Annotated in this window: 13 protein-coding genes and 1 other RNA gene; 8 read left to right on the plus strand and 6 right to left on the minus strand. The window is 64.6% G+C overall.

The window, feature by feature from the left end:
• Positions 1-84: 84 nt before the first annotated feature.
• The 3 genes from QN239_RS23660 to QN239_RS23670 are packed head-to-tail and all read left to right on the plus strand — an operon-like array spanning position 85 to position 3,427.
• Positions 85-1,335, plus strand: a complete 1,251-nt coding sequence (locus tag QN239_RS23660; protein WP_499014157.1) for an aminotransferase class I/II-fold pyridoxal phosphate-dependent enzyme — start codon at positions 85-87, stop codon at positions 1,333-1,335.
• Positions 1,332-2,276: an NAD-dependent epimerase/dehydratase family protein gene (locus QN239_RS23665; protein ID WP_499014158.1), complete on the plus strand. Its 945-nt coding sequence runs from the start codon at positions 1,332-1,334 to the stop codon at positions 2,274-2,276. The genes QN239_RS23660 and QN239_RS23665 overlap by 4 nt, the downstream gene beginning before the upstream one ends.
• A gap of 17 nt (positions 2,277-2,293) precedes the next feature.
• Entirely contained in the window at positions 2,294-3,427 is a 1,134-nt protein-coding gene (locus QN239_RS23670) for an acyl-CoA dehydrogenase family protein (RefSeq protein WP_499014160.1), read from the plus strand.
• Here the strand turns inward: QN239_RS23670 and QN239_RS23675 are convergent.
• The 3 genes from QN239_RS23675 to QN239_RS23685 all read right to left on the minus strand — a co-directional run bounded on the left by QN239_RS23675 (position 3,411) and on the right by QN239_RS23685 (position 7,965).
• Positions 3,411-5,603: an MMPL family transporter gene (locus tag QN239_RS23675; protein ID WP_499014162.1), complete on the minus strand. Its 2,193-nt coding sequence runs from the start codon at positions 5,601-5,603 to the stop codon at positions 3,411-3,413. The two genes, QN239_RS23670 and QN239_RS23675, sit on opposite strands and share 17 nt — an antisense overlap.
• 126 nt (positions 5,604-5,729) lie before the next feature.
• Positions 5,730-6,968 (minus strand): hypothetical protein, encoded by a 1,239-nt coding sequence (locus QN239_RS23680; RefSeq protein WP_499014164.1) that lies wholly within the window; start codon positions 6,966-6,968, stop codon positions 5,730-5,732.
• 70 nt (positions 6,969-7,038) lie between these two features.
• On the minus strand, positions 7,039-7,965 hold the full coding sequence (locus QN239_RS23685) for a UTP--glucose-1-phosphate uridylyltransferase (protein ID WP_499014166.1): 927 nt from the start codon (positions 7,963-7,965) through the stop codon (positions 7,039-7,041).
• 620 nt (positions 7,966-8,585) lie between these two features.
• Here QN239_RS23685 and QN239_RS23690 point away from each other — a divergent pair.
• The gene (locus QN239_RS23690; RefSeq protein WP_499014167.1) at positions 8,586-10,937 is read left to right on the plus strand and encodes a glycosyltransferase family 2 protein; all 2,352 of its coding nucleotides are present in this window, start codon (positions 8,586-8,588) and stop codon (positions 10,935-10,937) included.
• Between the two features lie 53 nt (positions 10,938-10,990).
• Here QN239_RS23690 and QN239_RS23695 read toward each other — a convergent pair whose 3' ends face one another.
• The gene (locus QN239_RS23695) at positions 10,991-11,746 is read right to left on the minus strand and encodes a glycoside hydrolase family 26 protein (protein ID WP_499014169.1); all 756 of its coding nucleotides are present in this window, start codon (positions 11,744-11,746) and stop codon (positions 10,991-10,993) included.
• A gap of 271 nt (positions 11,747-12,017) precedes the next feature.
• Here QN239_RS23695 and QN239_RS23700 point away from each other — a divergent pair, with 271 nt between their 5' ends.
• Together QN239_RS23700 and QN239_RS23705 are read left to right on the plus strand one after the other, a co-directional pair.
• Positions 12,018-13,316, plus strand: a complete 1,299-nt coding sequence (locus tag QN239_RS23700; protein ID WP_499014171.1) for a glycoside hydrolase family 26 protein — start codon at positions 12,018-12,020, stop codon at positions 13,314-13,316.
• A gap of 238 nt (positions 13,317-13,554) precedes the next feature.
• Positions 13,555-14,214: a helix-turn-helix transcriptional regulator gene (locus QN239_RS23705; RefSeq protein ID WP_499014173.1), complete on the plus strand. Its 660-nt coding sequence runs from the start codon at positions 13,555-13,557 to the stop codon at positions 14,212-14,214.
• 100 nt (positions 14,215-14,314) lie between these two features.
• Here QN239_RS23705 and ssrA read toward each other — a convergent pair.
• Both ssrA and QN239_RS23715 read right to left on the minus strand, forming a co-directional pair.
• Positions 14,315-14,686: a transfer-messenger RNA gene (gene ssrA, locus QN239_RS23710) on the minus strand.
• A 79-nt stretch (positions 14,687-14,765) separates the two neighbouring features.
• Positions 14,766-15,599, minus strand: coding sequence for a maleylpyruvate isomerase family mycothiol-dependent enzyme (locus tag QN239_RS23715; protein ID WP_499014175.1), 834 nt, complete (start codon positions 15,597-15,599; stop codon positions 14,766-14,768).
• Between the two features lie 109 nt (positions 15,600-15,708).
• Between QN239_RS23715 and QN239_RS23720 the strand changes: the two genes are divergently transcribed.
• The gene (locus tag QN239_RS23720; RefSeq protein WP_499014177.1) at positions 15,709-15,921 is read left to right on the plus strand and encodes a hypothetical protein; all 213 of its coding nucleotides are present in this window, start codon (positions 15,709-15,711) and stop codon (positions 15,919-15,921) included.
• A gap of 31 nt (positions 15,922-15,952) precedes the next feature.
• Positions 15,953-17,782: a serine/threonine-protein kinase gene (locus QN239_RS23725; RefSeq protein ID WP_499014179.1), complete on the plus strand. Its 1,830-nt coding sequence runs from the start codon at positions 15,953-15,955 to the stop codon at positions 17,780-17,782.
• The last annotated feature ends 7 nt before the right edge of the window (positions 17,783-17,789 follow it).

A 17,789-nucleotide genomic window follows, 5' to 3' on the forward strand; every position in this document is an offset into this window, starting at 1 on the left:
GGCGGCGTTGAACCCGAATTACTTCGGTGACGTGAGTTCGGTGAACGCTCGTCAGTGTCCATAGCCGATCGTTGGAGGGGAATCATGGATCACGACCTGCAGGAATTCGCAGAAACGGGGGATATTGCGAAGGATGTGGGGCAGCGAATCGAGCTGGTGCGCCACTTTGCCTCGACCGGCCAGCTCCCGTTCTTCCAGCAAATCGACTCCGTCGACACGCCGCGCGTCGGGATCCGGGGGCGGCAATGCGTGTTGCTCGGCTCCAACTCCTATATCGGCTTGTCGACACATCCGGACGTGGTCGCCGCAGCGGTCGAGGCGACGAACGAATTCGGCACCGGCACCACCGGCAGCCGTCTGCTCAACGGCACATACCGACTGCATGTCGCGCTGGAACAGCAGATCGCGGCGTGGCTGGGCCATGAGGAAGCCCTCGTCTTCACCACGGGTTACCAGACCAACGTCGGCACCATCCAGGCGCTGCTCGGCGACGACTGCCTGGCGGTCGTGGACTCCCTGGCCCACGCGTCGATCCGCGACGGAGTACGGCTGAGCCGGGCCGTCGAAGCCAAGTTCGAGCACAACGACGCCGAGTCCCTGGCCGCGACCCTGCGCAGCCATGCCGGTACCCGATATCGCCGCATGCTGGTCATCGTGGACTCGCTCTATTCGATGGAAGGCTCGACCGCCCCCCTGGAGCAGATCATCGACGTCTGCAAGGACGCCGGGGCGCTGCTCATGGTCGATGAAGCGCACGGCATCGGCGTGTTCGGACCGACCGGGGGCGGTTTGACGCAACGCAACGACGTCGCCAAGGACGTCGACATCCTGATGGGGTCGTTGTCGAAAGCGATCGGTGGCCTCGGCGGATTCATCGCGGCGTCACGCGACTTCATCGACGAGATCCGGCTGAGTGCACGTTCATTCTGGTTCAGCACCTCCGCGACTCCGGCCGCGATGGCCGCGGCCGCGACGGCGATCGACATCATCCGAAGCGACGAAGGCAACCGGCGCCGGCGTCGCCTGGAACGCAACTCGCGGCTCATGCGCGACCTCCTTGCGCCCCTGGACGTCACACTCCAGCGACCCGACGCACTCAGCCCCGACTGGTCCCCGATCATCCCCATCCGGCTGTCCGACGAGATGCGGACCGCATTGAGCTGGAACCAGCTTCGGGACGCGGGCGTGTTCGTCACACCGGCGATCTATCCGGCGGTGCCCATGGGCGAACCGATACTGCGGGTCTGCATGACCTCGGAACTGAGCGAAGACGATGTCCGTCGTTGCGCCGACGTGCTCACCGCGGAATTGTCCTGGGCCTTGGCGGCCGTATGAGCGGAGGCCTCCGCCTCGCCATCACGGGCGGGACAGGAGATTTCGGACGGTCCATGCTCACGTGGGCCGTCGAGAACGACGACATCAAGGAAGTCACCGTCCTCGGCCGCCGGCCGGTCGAGGTGGCGCACCCCAAGGTGCGCGAAGCCTTCCTCGACTTGAGCAACCATGTCGACCTCGACACGGTCGCCGGGTACGACGCGCTGATCCACCTGGCCTACTGCGTGGAGGAACCCAGGGACAAACGCCGGGCCTATCAGGTCAACGTGGTGGCAACGCGAACCCTCCTCGCCGAAGCCAACCGGGTGGGCATCGGCCACCTGATTCTCACCTCGAGCGCGAACGCCCTCGGCGTCGCGGCCTGCGGTACGGGAAAACAGTTGCCGGAGAACAGCTATCCCGCCGGGGATCAGAACCCCGACCACTACTACTTCTATCACAAGGCACTGCTGGAACACCTGGCCAACTGGTACTGGACACACTCTGGCGAGGGCGGCACGAAACTGGCGGTGGCGCGGCCGTGTTACATCGTCGGCGAGCACTTCGACAACTCGGGCCTGCAAGCGTTCCTGGCCAAAACGGTCGTCTACCCGGAGCCGGCCCGCTCGTTCTACCAATTCCTCTGGGACACCGACCTTGTCGATGCCTACGCCACGATCCTCACCGAGGGCCTGGCCGGCATCTACAACATCGCCCCGACAGATCACACCAGCGTCAAGGAGATCGCTTCGATGAACGGCGCACGTCTGATCGGCGGTCCGGTACGCCTGTTGAAACCGGGTGCCGATCTGGCTTTCCGGCTTCACCTTTCACCGTTCTCCGGGCATTGGGTGACACGCGGTGATCCGCTACTCGACTCCCGGCTACTTCGCACCACGACCGCCTGGAAACCCTCAGCCAGTTCCGCAGAAGCGCTCCAGCGCTACCTCATTCGTACCTGACGAGCAAGGACCCGCACATGGACCGCACCGGACTCGAGGCAAGACTGTCACACGTGGCAGCCGTCCGTCATCACCTGCCTGATCTCGCCGACACCTTGGAGACGCTCGGCATGATGGCCGCCGAGGACCCGTCGACCAACGTCGTCGCGCTTTGGAAGGAGCACGACGGACCCCGGTTGACCGCGCCGAGTGCCCTCGGCGGACTGGGTGCGACCTGCGTGGAAACCCTTGAGCTGCAACGCGGTGTCGGTTACCTGAGCCCCTCCCTCGCCGCGGCGACCACCATGCACTACCTGTCGGTGGCGGGGTTGGCCGACTTCGCGAACACGGCCGACGAGGAGACCGTCGGCCTGATCAAATCGCTGATCGAGAACCGCACGGTGTTCGCTTCCGGCTTCTCGGAGGGCACGATCGCCGGCAGCGTCTTCCGCCCCACGATGCAGGCCAGCCCGGCCGACGGTGGATACACGCTCACGGGACAGAAGAAGCCGTGCAGCCTCGCCGACAGTATGGACTGTGTGATGGCCAGCGTGCTGCTCGATGACACCAAACAGCGGGCCATCACCGTGATCTTCAACGGCAGCCCCGGGCTCAGCGTCACCCCGCTGTGGACCAGCGCACCCCTGTCGGGTGCGCAGACCCACGCGGTGGTCTTCGAGGATGTCTTCGTGCCGAACGAGCTGATGATGGTCAGCGACATCGAAGATCCCCACGGCCGCAACGAGAAGTCGGGCTACGTCCTGTTCGGTCTGATCATCACCGCCGGCTACGTCGGCGCGGCAACCCGGCTCGCGCTCAAGTTGGCCAGCCGCGACGACTTCACCCCGGCCGACTTCGTCGAACTGTTCTCACCGGTCGAAGGGGTGTGGCGCGCACTGCGGATGATCGCCGCGCGATACGACGCCGGCGATCGAAGCGACGACCTGTTCGCCGACCTGTTGTGGATCCGGCTCGGCCTGCGCGACCAGCTGCAGACCAGTGTGGCCCGCCTGGTGGCGAAGGTGGGTGGCGTCGCCTTCGCCACCGACCCCGAGATCGCATACCTCTCCTCGTGCATCTCGGCGTATTCGTTCCACCCACCGAATCTGGGCGAATCCGGCGCCTTCCTGCTCGACCACGAACTGGCCGGAAAGATCAGCCTGACTCGCTGATCCCCACCTTGGCGTGCAACGTCGCCAGCGGTGCGGGAGCCCACCAATTCCATTTACCGGCAAGCTTCATGACGGCCGGCACCAACACCATCCGCACCAGCGTCGCATCGACCACGACGGCGAGCGCGAGTCCCACGCCGACCATCCGCATGAAGGCGACCTGGCCGCTGGACAGCGCCGCGAAGACGATCACCATGAGAATCGCGGCCGCGGTGATCACCCGGCCCGCACCGGCGATCCCGAGCGCCACCGCTTCGTCGTTGTTGCCCGTCGCAAGCCAGTGTTCGCGGATCCGGGACAGCAGGAACACCTCGTAGTCCATGGACAACCCAAACGCGGTCGCGAACAGGAACACCAGCACATCGGCGACCAGTGTGCCGGTCGGTGTGGTGCCGAGGCCGCCCAGATGCCCCTCCTGGAACACCCACACCAGCGCTCCGAGCGTCGCCGACAGGGATAACGTGTTGAGTACCAAGGCTTTCACCGGCAGCAGGAGGCTTCCGGTGAGCAGGAAGATCAACACGAATGTGGTGACCGCGATGAGCAGCAGGACCGTGGGCAGCAGCCGGACGATCTCATCCACCGAGTCCTGGTTGAGCTGATTGGCACCGGTGAACAGCGCCTCGACGCTGTGCGGCACGGGCACCGCGCGCAGCCGGTCGAGTTCCGCCCGGGACAACGAGTCCGACGACGGATGCTCGATCGCCACCGAGATCCACAGGCTGCCGTCCTTGAGCGCGGTCGGCAACAGCGGGGGGCCGACGACGCGGCCGTGCACGTAGGAGCCTTTCGGCGCAGACACCGCGACGGCACCGGGAACGTCGGACAACGCGGCGGCATACGCGGCGATGTCGCTGCCGGTCAGGCTACGGGCATCGGGGATGACGATCGAGGTCGCAACCGCGGCGTTGCCCGGGAACTCCGCACGCAACGTATCCCCCACCTGGCGTGACTGCGCGGTCGCGGGTAACACGCGATCATCCGGGAGCCCGAACCGCGCACTGAGGAACGGGCCGCCGAGAATCAGCAGCAGCGCGATCACCGCCAGCGCGCACGGGATCGCGTGCCGCATGACGAACGTGGCGGTCCGGTAGAGCACGCTGTGCCGGATGTCCGGGTCCGTGGTCTCCCGTCCGATCGCCGTGCGGATGTTGAGTGACTCGATCCGGTCGCCCAGGAGCGTGATCACCGCCGGGGCTACCACGACGGCGTAGAGGCCGGCCAGCGCCACCACGCCGCAGCCCGCATAGGCCATCGACCGCAGGAAGTACATCGGGAACACCGCGAGCGCGCCCACCGCGAGGAAGACCGTGCAGGCCGAGAACAGAATCGTGCGACCGGCTTTCGCCACCGCCCGGCGCAGGGCCTCATCGCGATCACCGACCAGTCCATACTCCTCTCGGTACCGGCTGACCAGGAGCAACGTGTAGTCGATCGCGAGTGCCAGACCCATGGCGGTGGTGAGGTCGAGCGCGAAGATCGACACATCGGCGAAAAGGGTTATTCCGCGCAGCATCCCGAGGGTGCCGACGATGGCCATACCGCCGACCACGAGCGGGAGCAGGGCAGCGAACACGCCGCCGAACACCCAGATGAGTACGAGCAGGGAGAGTGGCAGCGCGATGGCTTCGGCGATGAGCAGGTCTTTTTCGGATTGCTCGTTGATCTCCGCGGACACCATCGCCGTGCCACCGGCCAGCACGGTGAGACCATCACGGTCACCGGTGACCGTGTCGGCCACGTTCTTGCCGTTCTTGGGCGCCTCGTTCTCGCCCCCGGTGATCTGCGCGATCACCACCGCAGTCCTGCGGTCGGCGCTGAGCAACCCCTGACCGGCGGGGGAACCGTCCCAGGGTGATTCGACACCGCTGACATGCGGGGTGGCCCGTAGGTCCGCGACGAGCTTGCGACCGGCCGTCACGGCCGCCGGTTCCAGGACGCTGCCCCCGCCGGAGCTTCGCACCACGAAGGTCAGGTCCATATCGCCCTGGCCGAACTTCTGCGTGAGCACCTTGGTCCCCCGCGCCGATTCGGAACTCGGGTCCTGGAAGCCGGCAGCGCCCAGGTGCTCCGTGACCGTGGCACCGCACACCCCGGCGACGATCGTCAGCAGCCCGACCGCGAGAAGTACCCGTTTCGGGGCCGCGATGACCACGCGGGCCAGCAAAGACAGCACGCTTCGGACGCTACGCGACGTGGCCGCCTCATTTGGGGGAACTCAACGCCGCGGACGGCGAGTCGCGAAGGAAACGAACCGGACCCATTGACAGGCCTGAACCGCAGGCAGATGTCTACGCCGGCATCAGCGCACCGCCGGTTGCTGAGCCTGACCGGACGGCGGGCCCCACCACAGCTCGTGGATGTGGGCATCGGCGACACCGACACAGATGACGTGTTGAGTCTGCTGCGCCTCGAAGGTGTATCCCGCGATGACATCTGGTCCACACGGAGGATCCCCGGTGGCCGCGGTCAGGTTGCCGGCGTGCCAGCCGTCGGTCCACCACAGTTCGTAGAGCCGACTGTCGGCGCCGACATACACGATGTGCTGGGTGCCCTGCCGATCGAAGGCATAACCGCTGAGACGGCGCGCCGGCAGTGCGGGCGCGACCGCACTCAGGTCGGTGACGTGCCAGCCGGCGGTGCGCCCGGACCACAGTTCCAGCAGGCGCCCGTCTACGGTGGTGAACACGATGTGCTGGGTTCGTGTGGCCGCGGTGGTGTAGGCGGCGAGATTTCCCGCAGAACTCGTCGGACTCGGCGTGTTGGTGGCACTGCTGAGATCGCTGGATTGCCAACCGGCACCACCCGACCACAGCTCATGCAGACGACCATCGACACCGGCAAAGACAACGTGCCGAGTTCCCTCACTCTCGAAGGCGTAGGCCCTGAGCTCACCCTTCGGCGCGGGTGACGGAGACTTCGTGATGTCAGTGAGATCGGCTGCATACCAGCCTGTTTGGCCGTAGGCCAACTCATAGATGTGGCCGTCAACACCCACGAACACCACATGCTGGGACCCACTCGCCGCGGCGACATACCCGGAGATGTTCCCCGGGCCGAGCGCGGGCGGGACGGTACCCGTGGCCAGCGTCAGGTCGCCGCTGCGCCATTGGCCGGCGTCCGACCACGTTTCGTGAAGATGGCCATCAACACCGACGAAGATGATGTGCTCGGTCATCTGTCCGTCGAACGCATAGCCGTACACCGACGACTGATCCGCGACCGGCACCCCGCGCGCAGCGACGGTGAGATCGGCGAAATGCCAGCCGTTGACGTTCCACCACAGCTCCAACAGATGCCGATCCTGCGCTCCGACGTAGACGATGTGCTGCGTGCCCTGCGCCTCGAACGCATACCCGGTCAGGGCGGCTCCGCTTGCCGGGGGCGCCCCGGTCGAGGCGCTGACATCGTCTGATTGCCATACCCCTTCACCCGTGTGATCACTCCACGAAGGCCCATCAGACGACTCGCTGTGGGCCGCACAGGCCACCACGGAAACCATCACGAGCACAACGAGCGCCGCGATAGACCGACCGTTCATCTGAACCCCCTGTCCCCCGGCACTCAGCCTTACTCACGATCGCGCCGCCCCGACGATCAGTCGAAGCGGTTCACGCCCCCACCGCGACCGCTGCGGTGATTCCCAGTCGCGTGAGAAGCCAACTTCGTAGCCCTGGGCCGTAGTCCGGGCGATCGAGCGCGAAATCCACTGCAGCCTTGAGATACCCCTCGGGATTGCCCAGGTCGTGGCGCGCGCCCCGGTGTACCACAACGTGGACGGGGTGCCCCTGCGCCGCCATCCCCGCAATGGCGTCGGTGAGTTGGATTTCGCCACCGGCCCCGCGAGGCGTAGACCGCAGTGCGTCAAAGACGGCGCGATCCAACAAGTAGCGGCCCGCCGCCGCGAAATTCGAAGGCGCCTCTCCCGGAGCCGGCTTCTCCACCATTCCTTTGACCCGCAGAACATCTGGATTGATGATCGGCGGCATCGGGGCGACGTCGAAGACGCCGTACGCCCCGATATCCTCCTGGGGTACGTCGATGGCGCACAACACCGATCCGCCGAACGCCTCGCGGACCGCCATCATCGTTTCGAGCACGCCCGTCGGGAATACCAGATCATCAGGCAGCAGAACAGTGATTGCAGTCTCGTCGGGCGAGAGCAGCGGTTCCACACACGACACCGCGTGCCCGAGACCCAGTGGTTCGTGCTGAACAACCGCTTCGACCTTGATCAGCGCGGGGGCTCGACGGACTTTCTCCAGCATCGAGTGTTTCCCACGGGCCTCCAAAGTGCCTTCCAAGACGAGGTCCTCGACGAAATGCGCTACCACTCCGTCCTTCCCGGGTGAGGTGATGATGACGAGCCGCTCGGCGCCACCCTCCGCCGCTTCTGCGGCAACCAGCTCAATTCCTGGCGTGTCGACCACGGGAAGAAGTTCTTTCGGCACAGTTTTGGTCGCGGGCAAAAAGCGGGTGCCGAGTCCTGCAGCGGGAACTACGGCGGTACGGGGCAGCAGTACCTGTGGCGCTGACATGGGTGAACGATAACCGAAAAATCACAGCGCGGCTTATCTCTCCCAGTAAATTTTCAATCATTAGTACGTTCGTATCATTGAGTCGTTCAATCGTATGACGTCATACGTACTAATATCGGCATCGAGATCGCCTTTCGTGATGCACATCACAGATTATGCCCTTATCTCGTCGCGCGGGTCGGTGAGCAGGCTTGTATAAGTTAATCGAGGCGATGAGCCTTGATTCGGGGTGATTGTTGCGAGCGCAATCAATGGGGACTGCGGGTATGTGCGATCATGCGGGTTCCACGGGGAGGACTCCTGAGGCAGACATATTTATGCAGGTAATTCCGCATCTCTTCGTGACCGTCCGGACGACTTCGGGGTTCACGGCCGCCGAAACGTTTCGGCTCGAATGGCTCGATGAATTACCTTCTTGCGCGCCTTACAATCCTTCGGCGTGGACGATTAATTTTGCTTGAACGCTCAGACTTAGTGAGCATAAATTGCGTAAATCGATAGACGCATACATCGAGCATGGAAATACAATCTAATAGCGATAGAGCACTACCGGTAAATAACAAACAATTAGCTGTCGTGCGATTTTGGCAACTCTTATATCGAGATGAAAAGAGCTCAGAATGACTAGTGGCCGACTCTTGGTCGTACGTTGTCTGGCATTGCTGGTCGTGGCTTTCGGTGGGACCTACATGGTCTGGCGATGGTCGTCGACCATCGCCTGGGGGGCCTGGTGGATTGCCGTTCCGTTGGTGCTGGCAGAGACCTACAGCTTCGGCGAATCCGTGCTCTATGGCGTGACCATGTGGAACTCTCGCCGACGACCCGCTCCCCCGCCGGCGCAGCGCGGTCGGACCGTCGACGTCTTCATCGCAACGTACAACGAGCCACTCGAGATCGTTCTCACCTCGGCGATCGCGGCACGCGACATGACCTACCCACACAAGACGTGGATTCTCGATGACGGCAATCGGCAAGAGTTCGCCGACGCGGCCAAGCGAATCGGCGTGGGCTACATCGTCCGTGGTCCTGACTGGGATGGACGACCTCGATTTGCCAAGGCGGGCAACGTCAACAATGCGCTGTTCCGCACATCCGGCGAGTTCATCGCTGTTTTCGATGCAGACCAGGTGCCCGATCCCGCGTTCCTTGACCGCGTCCTGGGCTACTTCGACGACCCAGAAGTCGCGTTCGTCCAAACGCCGCAACGTTTCTGGAACGTACCGCGATCTGATCCCCTCGGCAGCGGTGCAGACCTGTTCTACGGTCCCATTCAGCAGGGTAAGGACGGTTGGGGTGCGGCGTTCTTCTGCGGATCCAACGCCGTCCTGCGTCGCGAAGCTCTCATGGCGCTTGGCCTGACCATGTTCTCGCGGTCAGCCGCAGAACGCGTGCGCAAGGCGCTACACGATGGGCGCCGGCGCGTACAGGCAGCCGTGAACATCCATCTCCCCGGTGACATCGGGCAGATCATCGGCCGCCGTGCGGTGGGGCTGCTGGTCGAAGCCGAGGCGAGGGTCCGCCGTGGCGACGTGCTCGCCGACGTGACCTACGTGCTGCGTCGCCAGATCAAGAGCATCGCCCTGTCGGACATGCTGCCGCAGCCGGTAATCGACGCGATCACCGATACCCTCGGCGCAGCAGAAGTGGCCCGTACCGACCGGGCACTGGCCATCGATCCGATCGTCACGTCATCGATCACCGAGGACATGGCCACCGCGATGCACCTGCATGCGCTGGGCTGGGCCAGCGTCTACCACCACGAGGTGCTGGTCCAAGGGCTCGCTCCCGAAGACGTGCGGACCATGCTCTCCCAACGCCAACGCTGGGCGACCGGAACCATGCAGGTCTTCTTCTCCGACAATCCGCTGTTGTTGCGTGGACTCACCATCGGTCAGCGCCTGATGTACCTGGCCACCATGACCAGCTACCTCAACGGGTTTGCCGCTGTCGTGTACATCGCGGCGCCGATGGTGTTCCTGGTCAGCGGGATCTTCCCCATCAAGTGCGACTCGATCGCGTTCTTCGTGTACTTCATGCCGTTCTTCTTGTGCTCGCAAACGCTGTTCGTCGTCGCCGGCAACCGTTCCCGAGGGCTGTGGCGTGGGCAACAGATGTCGTTCGCGCTGTTCCCGACCTGGATCAAGGCCACGATTGCCGGGGCGAGTGCGGCGTTCTTCGGTAAGGCGCTGACCTTCGCCGTCACCCAAAAGACCAAGCAAGCAACAGGTATCGGGCTGCGCCACATCCGCCCGCAACTGATCGCGATGGCGGCCCTGGTGCTCGCCGGCGGCTACGGCGCCATCCAAGCGGCCGACGGTGAACGTCCGTTGTTCGCCTCGATCATCACGCTGATCTGGGTCGGCATCGATATCGTGCTGCTGTCGGCCATGACGCGCGCCGCGCGGTACCGCGGGCCCGACCACATCGACAGCCCCTTCCCAGCGGCGCTGACCGATGAGGTGCGCGACGTCATCGCCGCTATCCACCATCCCGCCAACGCCGCAAGCACCGCCGCCATCGAGCCATACCACGCACCGACACCCCCCGCCGCGAACGTGCCGGTCCGGGCAGCAGGCGCGGAGCTGGCCATCCTCCTTTATGCGGCAGCCAGATTCGATGCCGTCGCGGCGTTGGCATTGCGTTCCCACGTCGCGGAGAGCGTCCTCGACGGTGCACCGGTTGTCCTCGTCGATGTGTCCGGCGTCCGCACCATCACCCCGTCGGCCGTGGCCGTTGTCGTGGACCTGCTTCGGCTGCTGCGCACCAGTGGCGGCGATCTCAGAATCTTCGGTGACTCTCGCTCGTTCGCGTTGGCCTACGAGACGATGGCACTGTCACACGTGACGCGATTGCACGGTGACCCGGAAGAGGCCGCCGACTCGGCATACGCGAACGGTCCGTGGCGCCGAGGCCCAGCACAGCGTGGCCGCGGGGCACACCGCCACTCCACGATCATGTCCGGCCCGAGGTGACGGCGAGGACATCGACAGATGCCGACGCCGAGATGAATTGTCGATCACGGCCGTTACCGGTCGGCGAGGGCCCGCTTGAACGCTTGCTGGGATTGGCCGGACGAATTCAGGCGCCAATCACGCTCCTTGTCCATCTGGAACCAGACCACGGCAGCGACCCTGTCCTCGCGTCTGAGGAATTCGAACAGCTTGTTGATCCAGGCGGCCTTATCCGTGCCCGACTGCGGTCCCTCAACGCTGGCTGTCTCGGCGATCACGATCGGACGATTTCCTTCCAACGCCCGAAGTTGGTTCAGACCATCGGTGAAGATCTGTTCCGGATTGCGCCACGTATGCCCGCTGCCGTCACCCCAGTTGTAGCCATCCAGGCACAACAAGTCGACCGACTCCGCACCGGGATAGGTGCTCGCAAGGTCGTTGGATCCTTCCCCTGGCGCATCGGGGCACCACATGAACGACACATTGCCCGCCCGTGCACGCGAAAAGCGTTCCCGCACATGAGCCCACGCCGCGCGGTAGTCCTCCGCCGAGTTCCCGTTGACGCCGACCGACCATGGATAGTGATCGCTGTTCATCTCGTGCGCGAAACGCAGCACGACGGGCTGGCCCCACTCTGCGAGGTTGTGCGCCCACGTGTCTATCTGAGTGTCGAAATCACCAGAAGCGATATGCGACAACGCATATTCCGGTTGGTCTACTCCTGCGCCCGGCTGCCAAGGCTCCAAGGTGATGATCGGTTCCGCACCGGAACTCGCGATGACATTGAGTTCGGGAATCGGTGTGCGGTCGTCGAGCGCGGCGAACCGCATGACATAACGCGGCTGAGAGCCGGTCATTTCCCGGACGGTCCACAGATTGCTGGACGGCGCCCCGTCGTCGGGCAGGAAGACACCCCAGTCGATCCAGTGGGACGCACGCTCCCCGGCGGCCGCCGGGGAGGCGTCGTGCCCACAGCCGGTGAGCAACGCAAGCACGGAGACAGTCACAGGCAACGTCAACTGCGAGAACCTCGGCCGACGAAACGCAATGTCGCGGATCTTCGTCCGGTCATTCGACCTGTGTCGATGAAAGGCGCTGGGCATGACACATGATATGCACGACAACGGAGTTCGCACATTCCCGAGACCGGGCGAGCACGGTGACACCTCCGCCCGTCACGAAAGGGAGGAACCGGAGTTCGTCGCCCACCCCACCCGCCGTCGACGGCGCGGCCAGAATGTCGTTGTGCCGCTGATCGCCATGCTGCTGGGCGTCATCCTGGTCATCGTCATCGAACCGCAGATCAGGCCCCTGCAGCTGCTGCTCGGACGATGCAAAGTCAGCAATGCCAGTGCGGTGATACCGAAGGACGGCGTGCTTTTCGGGGTCAACCTGGACTGGAAGTCCGAAACACTCGGCGAGCACCGGGCGAACCTGGGCCATTCCCCGGCGGTGGCGGTGGAGTTCTCCGACATTCCCTACGACCGGCCGACCTGGGAACACACGAAAAGCGCTGCCCGCCAGATCAAAGAGAACGGTGGGGCTTTGCTGTTGACGCTGGAGCCGCACGGCGGACTCGATACGGTGAGCCCCGAGGTGATCCGGACACTCGCCTACGACCTCCTGGATTTGAACAACAGCGGTGTCGCCGTCATCGTGCGGTTTGCCCACGAGATGAACGGATCCTGGTACGCCTGGGGCCAGCAGCCCGACCACTACAAGGCGGTCTTCCGTCAGGTGGCTGATGCCGTGCACCATATCGCGCCGGGGTCGGCCATGATGTGGGCACCGAATTATGGTGGCGGGTACCCATTCTCGGGTGGGAAGTTCGCCGCCGCGCCCGGCACCGAGGTCTATCACGAACTCGACACCGACCACGACGGTGTACTGACCATGACTGACGACTCCTACGAGCCCTACTACCCCGGCGACGCCTACGTCGACTGGGTTGGCGTGTCGCTCTACCACTGGGGAAATCGACGGCCGTGGGGCAACAACGAGATCACCGAGCCCCACAAGTTCATCGATATGTTGACCGGCACGTACGACGGAACAGCCGGCGACGACCTGGGAGTGCCCGACTTCTATCAGGTTTACGGAGTACAGCACCACAAGCCGGTCGCCATCGTGGAAACAGCTGCCATCTTCACCCCGTCACGCAGCGGCCAGTCCGAACTGGACGTCAAACAGGCATGGTGGCGTCAGGTTTTCTCGGCGGAGACACGCCAGCGCTTTCCGCAGCTCAAGATGATCAATTGGTTCGAATGGCGCAAGTTCGAGATCGAGATCAACGACTGGGTGGACTGGCGCGCGGCAGGTGCGCCCGCCATCAAGAACGCCTTCGTCGCCGACCTGCCGGATTGGTTGCACTACGCGGATTCCGTCGATGCCTGCGAGTGACGTCGATCGTCACCGGACCTGTCGGGACGTGGCACAACGAGCAATTCAAAAGCGCATCTAGGTAGTCCACTACTCACGTGCGGAAATGAGGCGATATGTCATCATTGGGTTGAAACATAGCGAACCACCACCACTCTTCCTTCAGTGCCGAGGGTGAGCGCCGGCCACGTCCATCGCTGGTTGGGTGCCGCGGAACCTGCACGGGTGAGTGCGTTCAGGTGTGAGCCAAGGAGTGGGTATGGCCGAAGACTATCGGTCGCACTTATCGGTCGTCATCGTGTGCCCACCGACGCAGCGGTTCTACACCGGCATCTACAGGTGGCTGGAAGAGATCGGCGCCCCGGCCACGGTGTCGGCCGTGTACACGACCCTGAGCGACTTTCTCGAAGGCGCCCGCCTGTCCGCCACCACTCGCATCGATCTTGTACTCGTTGCGCGAACCTCCGATGATGACGACGACGCGGATATTGCGGCCATGCGACGAATCTCCACTGCCGGGTATCGCGTAATACTCTTCGGGACAACCCTTCTCGATGATGCAGTGCTGCACTACCTTGATGCCGGGGCTGTCGCATTCGTCGCTGGAGACCGCCGACCGTCGGGCTACACCGCGGTGACCACGTGCACGGCCTCCGAGTTGTACGCTCCGGCGTCAAGCCCGGCCAGCGTCGCGTCCCCGGGCTTGACGCATCGGGAATCCGAGGTCCTGATCGCATGGTGTCACGCCAGCACCAAGGAGGATGTCGCCGCACGGCTGGCCATCGAACGCGCCACGGTGAGTTCACATTTGCAGCGGATCCGGGCGAAGTATGCCGCGGTGGGACGATCGGCCAGCACCAAGGCCGCCCTGATCGCACGGGCCGTCCAGGATGGATTGGTCGACGTCTACGAGTTGTAGACGCGGGTCCGCCTCAGTGGATCGAACGCGATGGCGCCCAACGAGAGTCTGGGCGGCAGTTTACGAAAGAAGGCCAGGGCTTGTGTGCCCTGGCCTTCTCTTGTGGAGCTGCCGGGAATTGAACCCGGGTCCTACGGCATTCCCTCAAGACTTCTCCGTGCGCAGTCCGCTATGCCTCTACTCGGATCTCTCGGTCACGCAGACAAGCCGAGATGACGATCCCAGTCGCTGTTTGGTGTCCCCACAGGTCCCGCGACCGAACCCGTGGGTGGGTCCCTCTAGCTGATGCCAGGGTCCGGGCCGAGGGCGCTCCCGGTCTGACAGACACGCAGTCGCTACTTAGGCAGCGAGGGCGTAGTCGCGCTGATTGGAATCGGCGCTTAATTGGTTGCAACGACGCTTACGGTGGTCTCTTGCCTGCACCGGCACGCTTCCCTTGATTCGATGCGCGAAGTCGAAACCGTTCAGCCCCTCGCATCCCCGCCGAGTTTCGGCAGGACGATCAATCATAGCGCTTTGTTCAACGACGGCCAGCGATTAAATGTTCCAGGTCAGATGACGAACGCCAGATTCGCCACGATCAGCTCCCCGACCTCGACGTCTCCGTCGCACTCCACCTCGTCTGCCCTGGTCACCGCCAACGGCCGGCCCCCGCAACGCCTGGTGAACTGCAGCCCGTCCATCCGGATCACCGTCGTCGGTTCACCGTCGAACGCCTCCACCACAGCCGCACGCTCATCGACGGCCACGCGGATCTCCCGCGACAGCGGCCCGGTCAACGAGAACAACACGCGTGACCCGGCAGGCGCCTTACCCTGCTTGCCGACGACGCGGGCCAAGCCCGCTGCGATCTCGTCGAGCGCCATCCGGGCACCCGGACAGGACAGGTCCTCGTCGGTGGACGGCCGGCCCAATCCCTCCCGAATATCCTGCTCGTGCATCCAGCAATCGAAGATCCGCACCCGCATGAAGCGGCCATAGCTGTCCGGCCCCACCGGTGTCGCCATCACCGCGTTCCACTCCTCGGTGGGCATCGCCGCGAGTTCGGCCCGCCGTTTCGCGGTGACCTCCCGGAACCGGGCGAACAAGCCTTCCGGGGTCAGCGCACCGAGGTGCTGCACCCAGGCCTCGTTCATCTCACCGATCGGGTTGCGCACATGGGTCAGGCCGGACACCTCCGCCGGCGGCGCCGACTCCCCCTGCAGGAGCAGCTCGGTACCCAGGACGTGGGCCACGACGTCGCGCACCCGCCAGGCGGGCAACGGCACCCGCGCCTCCCACCTCACCTCGGGAAGTCCGTCCAGCAGGCGGTCGATATCGGCCAAGACGCCGAAGAGGGCCGGCACCACTTCGGCTTGGGACAACACGGTGACGGGGCGGCTCACGGGGCAGACGCTACGTCGCCAAGTCCGCGGGCGGAGGGAAATCCACGCCAAGAATGTGCCAAGCGCCGCCGTGCACGCTCGCCTCACCACCCCACCGAAAGGACCCGAAATGCACAGCTTCAGGCAAGTAGTCCTCGCCACCGGTCTCGCCATCGCGAGCCTGGCCATTGCGTCCGGGACCGCCTCGGCGTTCAACCCCCAGCCGGAACCGCCCGGACTCACGAGCCATGTGACCCCGGCCGAGACCCATGGCTTCAACCCGCAGCCCGAACCGCCGGGACGACCGGTCATCAAGGTGAACACCCAGGTCAATCAGCACTGACCCGGGGCCCGCACTGGTTTATCTTGAACCGGTGGAGGGGACGCCTTTCGGCCGCTACCAGCTGATCGAACTGCTGGGCCGCGGCGGGATGGGCGAGGTATGGCGGGCGCATGACACCGAGATCGATCGTGTCGTCGCGCTGAAAATGCTGCTGCCGCACTTCGCCCGGGACCCTGACTATGAGACGCGGTTCCGCCGTGAAGCCCGCGCCGCGGCGCGGCTGGACGATCCGCATATCGTGCCCATCTACGACGTCGGCGAGATCGACGGGCGCCTCTACGTCACCATGCGCCTCATCAACGGCACCGACCTGCAGACCTTGATCAACAACGGTCCGCTCGATCCCGGACGTGCGGTGTACATCATCGGCCAGATCGCCTCGGCGCTGCACACCGCGCACCAGGCCGGCCTCATCCACCGCGATGTGAAACCCTCCAACATCTTGTTGGCGCCCAACGACTTTGCCTATCTCATCGATTTCGGCATCGCTCGTGCCACCACCGACACCGCACTCACGTCGGCGAACACCACGATCGGTACCTGGGCGTATATGGCACCCGAACGTTTTCGGACCGGTGAGAGCGGACCCAGCTCCGATATCTACGCGCTGGCATGTGTGCTCTACCAATGCCTCACCGGCAACCTGCCCTTCCCGGGTGACACCTTGGAACAAGTCGCGGTCAGCCACATGATGATGCCGCCACCACGACCGTCGCAGGAACTCGCCACCGTGCCCGCCGCCATGGATCCCGTGATCGCCACCGGCCTGGCGAAGGAACCCGCCCAGCGCTTCCCAACCACCGTGGAGCTGGCCGGCGCCGCCCAACGCGCCCTCACCTATCCCTCTGGTCCCTCCGGCCCCGAACCCGCCGCTCCCACCCAGCTGTGGCAGCAGCCGCCGGCACCGCGAAAGAAACGCACCGGGTTGATCCTCACCGCAGTGGCGGCGGTCGTCCTGCTCGTCGCCGGCGGCGTCGGCACGACCGTCGCACTCACCAAGGACGACGCGCCCACCGCTGCGCCGACCACGACCACCAGCGCCTCCGTGGTCCCCGAGACGCCCCCGTTCACCGGGATCTACCAAGCCGTGTTCAGCGCGCCGACCCTGATCGACGGCGGCCCCTTGGACGACGCGAAGCCGTCGACGGCGATGTGGGCGGTGCGTTCGGCCTGTCGCCCCGACGGCTGTGTGGCCATCGCCGAGCGGCAGAGCGGCGACGGTGGTCCCCCGATGGCGAAGTTGGAGTTCGACCGGATCGACGACCGCTGGGTGGCCGTCGCGCTCGCCGCCGAGAAGTGCCACGACATCGCCGACGAGATCTGGTACGTCTTCACGCTGCGCGAACATCCCAATGGCAGCCTCACCGGTGACTACACCGGTGCCGCGGGCAATTCGTGTTCCGGCAGGTCCACCCTCACCTTCAACCGCACCACCGACGTCGACGTGGACACGCTGCCGGACCCGGCCGAGCTGCCCCCGCGGGTCGTCTCCCCGGCCGAAGCCCTACGCGGCACCTACCGCAGCACCCGGACCTTCCGCAACGGCGTGGCACCGATTCAGGGCGACTACACCGTCAAAACCGACTGTCTGCGTACCGGGGACCGGTGCATGAGCTACTTCCACAAACCCGAGGATTTCCGGCCGTTGCTGTTCACCAACGGCACCTGGTCACTCAACAGCCAATCCGAGGGCATGTGCGACGGCAAGGTCATCAAGATCACCGCGACCGGACAGTACCCGATGCCGCAGCCGGCGCAGAAGCCGATCAATCTGCTACTGGGGCATGGTAATTGGGAGGAGTCGGCGCCCTGCGCGATGACGTCCGAGTTCGATGAGACCTTCACTCGTACCGGGGACTGACATCACC

The organism is Mycolicibacterium sp. Y3 (genome assembly GCF_051188035.1).
GTDB classification, from domain to species: Bacteria; Actinomycetota; Actinomycetes; order Mycobacteriales; family Mycobacteriaceae; genus Mycobacterium; species Mycobacterium fluoranthenivorans.

What these genes read in the sequence shown, in the direction of transcription:
- QN239_RS23660 (WP_499014157.1), top strand. Translation starts at nt 85, where the DNA reads ATGGATCACGACCTGCAGGAATTCGCAGAAACGGGGGATATTGCGAAG.
- QN239_RS23700 (WP_499014171.1), top strand. Translation starts at nt 12,018, where the DNA reads ATGACACATGATATGCACGACAACGGAGTTCGCACATTCCCGAGACCG.
- QN239_RS23685 (WP_499014166.1), bottom strand. Translation starts at nt 7,965, where the DNA reads ATGTCAGCGCCACAGGTACTGCTGCCCCGTACCGCCGTAGTTCCCGCT.
- QN239_RS23705 (WP_499014173.1), top strand. Translation starts at nt 13,555, where the DNA reads ATGGCCGAAGACTATCGGTCGCACTTATCGGTCGTCATCGTGTGCCCA.
- QN239_RS23690 (WP_499014167.1), top strand. Translation starts at nt 8,586, where the DNA reads ATGACTAGTGGCCGACTCTTGGTCGTACGTTGTCTGGCATTGCTGGTC.
- QN239_RS23670 (WP_499014160.1), top strand. Translation starts at nt 2,294, where the DNA reads ATGGACCGCACCGGACTCGAGGCAAGACTGTCACACGTGGCAGCCGTC.
- QN239_RS23720 (WP_499014177.1), top strand. Translation starts at nt 15,709, where the DNA reads ATGCACAGCTTCAGGCAAGTAGTCCTCGCCACCGGTCTCGCCATCGCG.
- QN239_RS23695 (WP_499014169.1), bottom strand. Translation starts at nt 11,746, where the DNA reads ATGCGGTTCGCCGCGCTCGACGACCGCACACCGATTCCCGAACTCAAT.
- QN239_RS23680 (WP_499014164.1), bottom strand. Translation starts at nt 6,968, where the DNA reads ATGAACGGTCGGTCTATCGCGGCGCTCGTTGTGCTCGTGATGGTTTCC.
- QN239_RS23665 (WP_499014158.1), top strand. Translation starts at nt 1,332, where the DNA reads ATGAGCGGAGGCCTCCGCCTCGCCATCACGGGCGGGACAGGAGATTTC.